Annotated in this window: 8 protein-coding genes; 7 read left to right on the forward strand and 1 reads right to left on the reverse strand. The window is 46.0% G+C overall.

The genetic code is table 11. The annotated features are described in order from the left end of the window. Nucleotides 1-97: 97 nt before the first annotated feature. The 4 genes from AC5JLB_RS29810 to AC5JLB_RS29825 all read left to right on the forward strand — a co-directional run bounded on the left by AC5JLB_RS29810 (nt 98) and on the right by AC5JLB_RS29825 (nt 4871). Nucleotides 98-334 carry a peptidoglycan-binding domain-containing protein gene (locus AC5JLB_RS29810; RefSeq protein ID WP_495877441.1) on the forward strand — a complete coding sequence of 79 codons (237 nt, stop codon included), beginning with the start codon at nt 98-100 and terminating at the stop codon, nt 332-334. Nucleotides 335-551: 217 nt separating this feature from the next. Further along, a complete protein-coding gene (locus AC5JLB_RS29815; protein ID WP_495877442.1) occupies nt 552-1460 on the forward strand; it encodes a Tll0287-like domain-containing protein in 909 nt (302 codons plus the stop codon). Nucleotides 1461-1668: 208 nt separating this feature from the next. Continuing rightward, nucleotides 1669-3399 carry an MFS transporter gene (locus AC5JLB_RS29820; RefSeq protein ID WP_495877443.1) on the forward strand — a complete coding sequence of 577 codons (1731 nt, stop codon included), beginning with the start codon at nt 1669-1671 and terminating at the stop codon, nt 3397-3399. Nucleotides 3400-3461: 62 nt separating this feature from the next. After that, nucleotides 3462-4871, forward strand: a complete 1410-nt coding sequence (locus AC5JLB_RS29825; protein WP_495877444.1) for a protein kinase domain-containing protein — start codon at nt 3462-3464, stop codon at nt 4869-4871. A gap of 125 nt (nt 4872-4996) precedes the next feature. On the opposite strand, the gene AC5JLB_RS29830 is transcribed toward AC5JLB_RS29825, so the two are convergent. Continuing rightward, nucleotides 4997-5638, reverse strand: a complete 642-nt coding sequence (locus tag AC5JLB_RS29830) for a phosphoribosylanthranilate isomerase (RefSeq protein ID WP_495877445.1) — start codon at nt 5636-5638, stop codon at nt 4997-4999. 212 nt (nt 5639-5850) lie between these two features. Between AC5JLB_RS29830 and AC5JLB_RS29835 the strand changes: the two genes are divergently transcribed. The 3 genes from AC5JLB_RS29835 to AC5JLB_RS29845 all read left to right on the forward strand — a co-directional run bounded on the left by AC5JLB_RS29835 (nt 5851) and on the right by AC5JLB_RS29845 (nt 9077). After that, nucleotides 5851-7104 (forward strand): MFS transporter, encoded by a 1254-nt coding sequence (locus AC5JLB_RS29835; RefSeq protein WP_495877446.1) that lies wholly within the window; start codon nt 5851-5853, stop codon nt 7102-7104. 445 nt (nt 7105-7549) lie between these two features. Then, nucleotides 7550-8578 (forward strand): 3-deoxy-7-phosphoheptulonate synthase, encoded by a 1029-nt coding sequence (gene aroF, locus AC5JLB_RS29840; protein WP_495877447.1) that lies wholly within the window; start codon nt 7550-7552, stop codon nt 8576-8578. 82 nt (nt 8579-8660) lie between these two features. Beyond that, nucleotides 8661-9077: a hypothetical protein gene (locus AC5JLB_RS29845; protein ID WP_495877448.1), complete on the forward strand. Its 417-nt coding sequence runs from the start codon at nt 8661-8663 to the stop codon at nt 9075-9077. Nucleotides 9078-9101: the final 24 nt, after the last annotated feature.

The raw sequence follows: 9101 nt of genomic DNA on the forward strand, positions 1-9101 counted from the left end.
ATCATGCATAAAGTGTTTCAGTTCAACGTGAAAAAGATGGTGAGACATTGAACTCGCGCAAACTCAAACACAAACTCAAATTTTGGAGAATTACATCATGTTCAAAATTCCTCAAACTTTACGTCTAGGTTCCACTGGTGATCAGGTCGAACAACTACAAACTGATTTACTCAAGCTGGGATACAATCTCGGTTCTGCCGGGGCAAATGGGCTTTTCAATGAAGACACCGAAGCTGCGGTGATGCAATTTCAAAAAGATAAAAATCTGGCTGTAGATGGCGTTGTCGGACGGAAGACAGGAAAAACATTAGGAGCCTCACTGTCACACGCTTAATTAGATGCGATCGACCTCTGTCCTAGAAAACGCCTGTTGACAAACTTATATCCTTGACAGCGGGCGTTTTCTTTCTTCTTAAATCCAGCATGATAAAAAGTTTAGGATTTTTCTCATTAATGAAGCTTAACCAGCAAAAATCAATCTTTTCTAATTTTAAATATTTATTTTGATTAAAAAAGTACAACTACTACTTGAAAATTGCAGGAGTCAAATCATGTTGAATGGATTCTTAAAAAACTTAAAAATCAGTGCAAAATTCAACATTTTGATGATCATTGTTTTCATCATTGGCAGCTCATTAAGTGGTTTGGCTCTATCAACTGTATTGAATCAAAGGGCTGAAACTGAGGTGGTTTCTAAAGCCACTGCCCTGATCCAAATGGTGGAATCGGTCAGAGGCTATACTCAAGATCATGTAACTCCTCTCCTCGAACAAAGACTAGAAACTGAGCAACGATTCACACCAGAAGTTGTCCCTAGTTTTTCTTCAAGAGAAGTCTTCGATCGCTTTCGAAAACTCGAAGAATACAAAAGCTTTGCGTACAAAGATGCAACGCTAAACCCAACAAATCTCCGAGATAAAGCAGATAGCTTTGAAACTCAGCTTGTAAACACTTTCCAGAGCCAGCCCGGACTTCAGCAAGCCTCTGGATTTCGGAATGATGGCGGAACCAACTTGTTTTATATTGCGCGTCCCCTAAAAATTAAGAACGAGAGTTGTCTGAAATGCCATTCAACCCCTGAAGTTGCGCCTAAAAATATGATCAGAGATTACGGCAGAGACAATGGATTTGGTTGGCAAGTTAACAGCATTGTTGCCGCCAAAGTAATCTACGTTCCGGCTGACGAAATTTTTGCCAGTGGACAGCGATCGCTCTCAATTGTCATGGGTGTCGTCGTCGGTATCTTTGCGATCGTGATTCTCGCAATCAATCTATTACTGAAAAAGACTGTGATTCAGCGAATCAAGAAAATCGCTAAAACGGCTCAAAGAGTCAGTGTTGGAGAAATGGATGCCACCTTTGAAGAAAATTCTAAGGATGAAATCGGGGTTTTAGCTGCCGCGTTTAATCGCATGAAAACTAGTTTCGGGTTAGCGATGAAGTTCTTAAATGAACAGTAGATGCCCTTACCCTCTCTTGTAATAGAAGGCCTGTAATAGAAGCAATAAGACCTCTAGCTCCCTCCGGTAGGAAACTAGAGGTGAAGTCGTTTCTTTGCGGCCATAAGCGACCTGCATAACAGTCAAGATTCAACCGTGTAGGTTAACGAGTTCATAGCAAGGCATTGAGCTAGGAATGAACCAGATTTAATCAATACGGGGTTTTGCCATGACAGCCAACAGTACTAGCAACAGCACGAGCAACAGTACCAACACCATTTATCAGGACAAAAAGTTCTTTATTATCAATGGCGTGACGCTAATCGCCATTATGGGTGGACACACGATCGCGCCTATCTTACCCACGCTATCGCAAACCTTTCGCGTCTCGCCGCACGAAATCGAACTCGTTATGTCCGTCTTTCTGATGCCCATCGCGATCGCAACTCCCATTTTTGGAATTCTTGCAGATCGGGTGGGCAGAAAGCAAATTCTGGTTCCGTCACTTATTCTCTTTGCGATCGCGGGTGGATTTGCCTCCTTTGCCCAAGATTTCAACACGCTGTTGGCATGGCGATTTGTGCAAGGACTTGGAGCTGCCAGTTTAGAGTCACTTGCCCTAACCATGTTTAGCGACCTCTACAGTGGCAAAGCGATGATCGCGGCGATGTCATTTAACGCCGCTCTCATTGGCATGAGTTCGACGCTCTATCCACTTGTGGGCGGTGCATTAGCTGGACTAAGTTGGCGCTATCCATTCTTACTTTCGGTTCTAGCTTTGCCAGTTGCAATGTTGGTGTTAATGGTTTTGAAATTGCCCAAGATGCAAAATGAGCGGCAATTTAAGCTCAACACCTATCTCAAGAGCACTTGGAGCAGCATTAACAATCGTTCTGTGTTGGGATTGCTATTTGCGATCGCGGCGATATTCGCTCTACAATTTGGCGCGATCATCACGTACATTCCCATTTTGGCAGGTGTTTCGTTTGGCGCTCCTGCTTGGGTAAATGGCGTTATTCTGGGAAGTATGTCTGTATCACTCGCGGTGATTGCGTCTCGATTAGGCGCATTGACGAGCAGAGTCTCAGAAATCACTTTAATTAAACTCTCGTTTATTATCAGTGCTGTTGCCTTTGCTATTATTCCTGCCATTCACAATGCATGGTTACTGATTGTTCCAGTCATGCTGTTTGGCGTTGCTCAAGGGCTAGCCCTGCCATCGAGCCAAGCTTTATTAGCAGGGCTTGCGGCCCAAGATTCACGCGCTGGGTTTATGGCCGTCAATGCTACTGTGCAAGCGGTCGGACAGGCACTTGGCCCGGTCTTCGCGGGCATTGCTTTCGGATTTTGGGGAATGCAAGGGGTCTTTTTTGCCAGTGCTGGGTTTGCTTTTGTATCACACACGTTCTTTAGCTCGATGTTGGCTCCCAAAGTGCCAAGTGCTGTCTCCGCTACACGTTCTACGATCGCAACTCAATCGGCTGAAGCAGTTCCAGTGGAGCCTCGCTCAACGAGCATCGCAACTCCGACCATCAATTTGCAAGTTCCCAGTTCCTCACATCCTAATCCTCTGACTTCACCCGCCCATTCTGCGACACAGTCTGTTTCTCCTGCACCGACCGTTTTACAACTTCAGCAAGCACGGTTATTTCATGTTGCAACCAATACAGCAATTGAACTGCCACCTCATCTTGCTATCATTCGCTTAGGTAAGCATAGCGATCGCATCTCGCCCGATATCGACGTTTCTGGATTTCCGAATGCTCAAGTTGTCTCGCGATCGCACGCTAGTATTCGCGTTGAGGGAGACAACTACTATCTCCAAGATATGGGTAGCTCCAACGGAACGTACTTGAATAACCACCCGCTACTACCAGGAAATTGGTACAAACTGCGTCCTGGTGATTCGATTAGTCTCGGTAAAGCACAGGTCGTCAAGTTTCTATTTCAACTGGCTTAATTAATTGTTGCAGCAAAATCAATTGTTGAATCAAACTTTCCTCGCAGCTCAAGGAAGATTCTATGTTAGGAAAAGTACTACATGGGCGTTATCAGGTCTTCCAAACCTTACGCAATGGTGGATTCGGTCACACCTACCTTGCTAAAGACCTGCATCGTCCAGGACAGCCTCAGTGTGTGGTCAAGCATCTCAAACCGAACACGGACAACCCCAAGTTTCTCGATACGGCTAGACGGTTGTTCAACAGCGAAGCAGAAATTCTGGAGCAACTGGGCAGACACGATCAGATTCCTCAACTTCTCGCTTATTTTGAAGAAGACCAAGAGTTATTCTTGGTGCAAGAGCTAATTCAAGGACAGTCCCTGGATGCAGAACTTCAGTCGGGTGAACGCTGGACAGAAGATCGCGTGATTCAATTTTTGCGACAGGTTTTAGAAATCTTGGAGTTTATTCACCGGTACAAGGTGATTCACCGAGACATTAACCCTAGCAACATTATCAGACGGCAACAGGACGGCAAACTGGTTCTAATTGATTTTGGAGCGGTGAAGCAAATTCAATCTCCTCAAGGGCCAGCAGAACGAACGGTGATCATCGGCACGATTGGATATATGTCGCGAGAGCAGTCGATCGGGCAACCCGTACCAAGTAGCGATATTTACGCGCTCGGCGTGATTGGAATTCAGGCCCTGAGCGGGTTGCATCCTAGCCAGATGGATAGAAATCCGCAGACTGGAGAAATTATTTGGCAGCATCAGGTTCAAATTAGTCCTAACTTAGCGGCTGTTCTGTCGAAGATGGTTCTGTTTGATTTCCGCAAGCGCTACTCATCGGCGGCAGACGTTCTTTCTGCGCTAGTTTTTTCGACGCAAGGGCAGGACGATTTTTGCCAAGATCCAGAGGATCGCTTGGCGTTTCATACGATTCCGCCATTCTGCGATGATTTTTGCAGTGACCCAGTTAATGTTGCTCCGCCGCCCCGCTCGGTGCAGGATAGCCCGTTATCTCCATCTAGGCTGTCATTGGTTTCCTTCCTTGACCCAGAACGCTACAGCCGCTTAGAAAAGATGTTGGTTGAGTTGATTGGCCCTGTCGCTCCGACTTTATTACGACAGACAACAGCCACCTCGCTCAGTTGCGAAACCCTAATCGAGGATTTGTCGATTTACCTCACGCCTAGTCAACAGATCGAGTTTAAGAGAAACGTCATGCGGCTCTGGAAGGAGCCTACTCGTCAGTCTAGTCAAACAGCACGACTGCCAGATTCAAATCCTCTAGACTGCAACGAACTGTTTATTCGACGCTGTGAAGAAGATTTGGCTGATTTAGTTGGTCCGATCGCGTCATTTATTGTTCAAAGAGCAGTTAAAACCTACCCACAGATTTCTCGATTAGAGTTTGTGAAAGTTGTATCGGCGGAGATTTCATCAGATCCTCAAATCGAAGAATTTCAACAGCGTGTTCTTTCCTAAACTTCACATGGGTAGCGGGTGGGTTAGGCAACCACTTGCTGTATCTCATCTGTTATTCCATTTGCTGCCACCTTGCTCATAGCAACTCGGGCAATTGAGTCAGTTTATTTTCGATTGTTTTGCGATTACTGTTGTAGCACTGAAAATAATTGGCTCACTCGCTCCAGGTCTTTATCGCCTGGGGCTTTTTCTACGCCACTTGACAAATCAATTCCATCAGGATTGACTAACCTGAGAGCATCGAGAACATTATCTGGATTGAGCCCGCCTGCTAAAAACCAAGCACAATTTGGGCGAAATTCCTTTAGGGTTGACCAATCAATTGTTTCGCCCGTTCCGCCTGCTTGCTCGGGATGATAAGCATCTAGCAGCAACGTATCGATATGAGTTTCGTAAATGCTGGCTTGAACTAGATCTTCAACCGTTTTGATTCTCAAGGCTTTAATAATTTCAACATCGGAGAATCTGCTGCGTAAGGCGTCACAGAATTCAATCGATTCGCTGCCGTGAAGTTGAACACAATTGAGATTAGCGATCGCAACGATTCGACAAATTTCCTCAAGCGTTGCATTTAAGAAGACGCCCACACGATCGCACTTTGAGCCATCAGACGGTAACTGCTCGACGATCGACCGAATTTGCTCTGCTGGAATGTATCGCGGTGTACCAGGGACACAAATAAACCCAAGCGCTGTTGCGCCCAACTGTGTGATCGCGCGTCCTTGGTCAACTTTTGTAATGCCACAAATTTTGACTCTTAATTCCATTGCTATTTGGTAAAAACTATAGTTACCGACATGCCCATTGCTTATTTATCCTACTTCAATCTGATCACCGCAGTCGTACTTTGCATAAGCCAGAACAGTTCGCCGTGTGAGTCATTACCTGATGCAGTCTGAACTTATCGCCCAGGACGTCAGCTTACCAATTTGACAACCTTGAACATAGACTCCGCTTAGTTCTTCATTGAGGCAACCTCATGGCTCTCTTCACCTCCCCATCAAACCGCAATGTAACTCCCATTCATCAAGACAGAAACCTCCAAATCATCATTGGCATCACGCTAATGGCAATTCTAGGGATCATCAGTCTTAACCCAGCGATGCCAACCTTAGCACAAGCCTTTGATGTTCCAATGGATCAGATCGGGCTAGTGATTGCTGTATTTGTTGTACCCATCACGATTGGAACTCCAATTTTTGGCATGTTAGCTGACCGAGTTGGCAGGAAAAAGATTCTTGTTCCTTCACTACTGCTGTTTGCGTTGGGGGGTGTTCTTTGCGCGTCTGCTCAAGATTTTCACGCCCTCCTAGAATGGCGGTTTTTACAAGGAATTGGCGCAGCCAGCCTAGAGTCTCTTGCACTCACCCTAATTGGCGATTTGTATATTGGAAAAATGCTAATTCCCGCGATGGCATTTAATGCCAGCATGATTGGCATCGGCTCGACCCTTTTTCCGCTTCTAGGCGGAGCATTAGCCGGATTGAGTTGGCGATTGGTGTTTTTGCTGTCGCTCAGTGCGGTTCCACTTGCGCTTTTAGTCATAACGAAGCTGAAACTTCCAAAGCAACAAGTGAAAACTGAGAATTTTGCGCTCAAGGATTATCTCAAAAGTACCTGGAGCAGTATTCGGAATCGTCATGTGCTGGGATTGTTATTCGCTGTGATGTGCGTATTCATGATGCAGTTTGGACCTTGTTTTGTTTACATTCCAATGTTTGCAGGAAGTTCTTTGCAAGCCAAAAGCGAAATCATTGGTATTCTCATGGCAAGTATGCAAGTCTCTCTTGCTTTCTTCGCTTCACAACTAGGTTTTTTTGCCAAACGATTTTCCGAAGCTCAACTCATTAAAACTTCTTTTGCCCTCTTTGCGATCGCACTTTCCATTACTCCTTTTGTTCACACGATTTGGTTGCTGTTTATTCCTAGCATTCTGATCGGTGCCGCAGAAGCGTTAGCCCTTCCTCCAACTCGTGCCATGTTAGCAAGACTCTCCCCCAATGATGCGCGTGCTGGATTCATGTCCGTTAATGCAATGGCTCAATCGGTAGGACAAGCTTTAGGCCCAATTTTTGCAGGCGTTGCCTTTAGCTTCTGGGGAATGCAAGGAGTGTTCTTTGCCTGCGCCGGTTTTGCTGTGATCGCCATGATAGTAGTCCATGCTTTAATGACGCCATACTGCCACCTTAAGCCATCTCTATCTCACTCAACTGAGCTTTACGTTAGAAGATGAGTGTGAGAGGAGTTCTCGCATAAAACGCTTAATGCGATCGCCTCTCTAAATTGGAGAGGCGATATTTTATTGTTAGCAAAAAACTTCATAGTAGATGTAGCGGATGAATTTTAACCGCACCTGTTGAACTGTTACATCCGCAGCCAAAGTCGCTTCCGAGCGTATCCCCCATTCGCTGTCATTGTGTCAATCGTGTTATGAAGTTCGCATTGTTTCAACGAGATCTGCATAACCTAGTCGCAGTTAACGTGAGAAGGTTTGTCAGCACATCCGAGCTAACCCTTCAAATATTAACCTTCACAAGCGTAATGAAATTGTTGTATGGCTCGGTCGCTTAATCAATTGAACGCGATACAGAAATTAGGAGAATTTACATCATGATTGTCATCATTAAAAGTGGTACTCCGGCAGCAGAAATCGAGCAATCATTCGACAACTTTGTGATTTGAAGGTTACACCCGAGAAATTAGTTGGGAAACACAAAGTTGTGATCGGATTAGTGGGTGATACGGAATCACTCAATCCTGAACTGATTCAGCAAATTAGCCCCGCGATCGAGCAAGTTTTACGAGTGAAGAAACCCTTCAAGCGAGCCAGTTTAGAATTTCGGTATGGTGAACCTAGTGAGGTCGTTGTTTCTACTCCCAATGGTCTTGTAACGTTTGGTCAAAATCATCCACTTGTGACGGTTGCAGGCCCGTGTTCAGTCGAAAACGAAGACATGATTTTAGAGACCGCGCAAATCGTCAAAGCGTCAGGCGCACAGTTCTTGCGGGGAGGCGCATACAAACCTCGTTCTTCACCCTATGCGTTTCAAGGTCATGGTGAGAGTGCGTTAGGCTTACTGGCATTAGCACGGGAAGCAACCGGATTAGGAATCATAACCGAAGTGATGGATGCGGCTGATTTGGCTGCCGTGGTTGCTGTCGCAGATGTGGTGCAAATTGGAGCGCGGAACATGCAGAATTTCTCGCTCTTAAAGAAGCTCGGCAATATTGGGAAACCTGTCTTGCTCAAGCGTGGACTGTCCGCAACGATTGAAGAGTGGTTGATGTCGGCAGAATATATCCTCGCGGCAGGCAATCCTGATGTGATTTTGTGTGAACGAGGCGTACGGACCTTTGATGCCAAGTACACGCGCAACACGCTCGATTTGTCGGTTATCCCGGTGCTACGATCGCTCACTCACCTGCCGATCATGATCGATCCCAGTCATGCGACTGGCAAATCTGAACTCGTTCCTTCGATGGCGGCAGCCGCGATCGCAGCAGGAACTGATTCTCTCATGATTGAAGTGCATCCGACCCCCGCAAAAGCTCTTTCAGATGGGCCTCAATCGCTCACGCTTCCAGATTTTCAGCACCTCATGTTAGAGGTTGATACGATCGCTAAATTCTTTGGTCGTGGCAAGCCTTGCCCATACGCCACAGCATTGCCAAAAGTTTCTTACGCCACTAACTTTGCAATCGTCTAGCTATCCTTCTCAGTCATTCCATCATCGCTTTAAGACCGTCAGACATTAGAAGCCAAACCATTCTACTGGAGAACAACTCGTCATGCAGTTTGGAACTCACACCTACACCACCAACGGCGGTATTTTTGTATCGCGCTCTGTCTGCTCAACACCGATTGAAACGGCAACTGAAGCCATTCTCTCTCGACTCGACTCTCAACGAGGTGGTTTGCTGCAAAGCAGTTACGAATATCCAGGACGATACAAGCGATGGGGCATTGGGTTTGTCAATCCGCCTCTAGAGTTGGCAACTCGCGATCGCTCGTTTACCTTCACAGCTCATAACAATCGCGGCATGATGTTGTTGCCTTACCTTGCAGAGCGTTTACTACAAAACGCTCATTTGAAAGATGTGATTTTGCAAGATCATCAAATTACAGGAGCGGTGGAACTCGCGAAACAGACATTTTGCGAAGAAGAAAGAAGTCGGCGGTCGTGTTCTAGACGTGTGGAGCGATAGCTAAATGGGTAATCCAAATTCGTA

The sequence above is a fragment of the Myxacorys chilensis genome, assembly GCF_059505265.1.

Bases quoted from the DNA above. Each gene is read 5' to 3' on its own strand.
- AC5JLB_RS29810 (WP_495877441.1), top strand. From the start codon at position 98: ATGTTCAAAATTCCTCAAACTTTACGTCTAGGTTCCACTGGTGATCAG.
- AC5JLB_RS29835 (WP_495877446.1), top strand. From the start codon at position 5,851: ATGGCTCTCTTCACCTCCCCATCAAACCGCAATGTAACTCCCATTCAT.
- AC5JLB_RS29830 (WP_495877445.1), bottom strand. From the start codon at position 5,638: ATGGAATTAAGAGTCAAAATTTGTGGCATTACAAAAGTTGACCAAGGA.
- AC5JLB_RS29815 (WP_495877442.1), top strand. From the start codon at position 552: ATGTTGAATGGATTCTTAAAAAACTTAAAAATCAGTGCAAAATTCAAC.
- AC5JLB_RS29845 (WP_495877448.1), top strand. From the start codon at position 8,661: ATGCAGTTTGGAACTCACACCTACACCACCAACGGCGGTATTTTTGTA.
- AC5JLB_RS29820 (WP_495877443.1), top strand. From the start codon at position 1,669: ATGACAGCCAACAGTACTAGCAACAGCACGAGCAACAGTACCAACACC.
- AC5JLB_RS29825 (WP_495877444.1), top strand. From the start codon at position 3,462: ATGTTAGGAAAAGTACTACATGGGCGTTATCAGGTCTTCCAAACCTTA.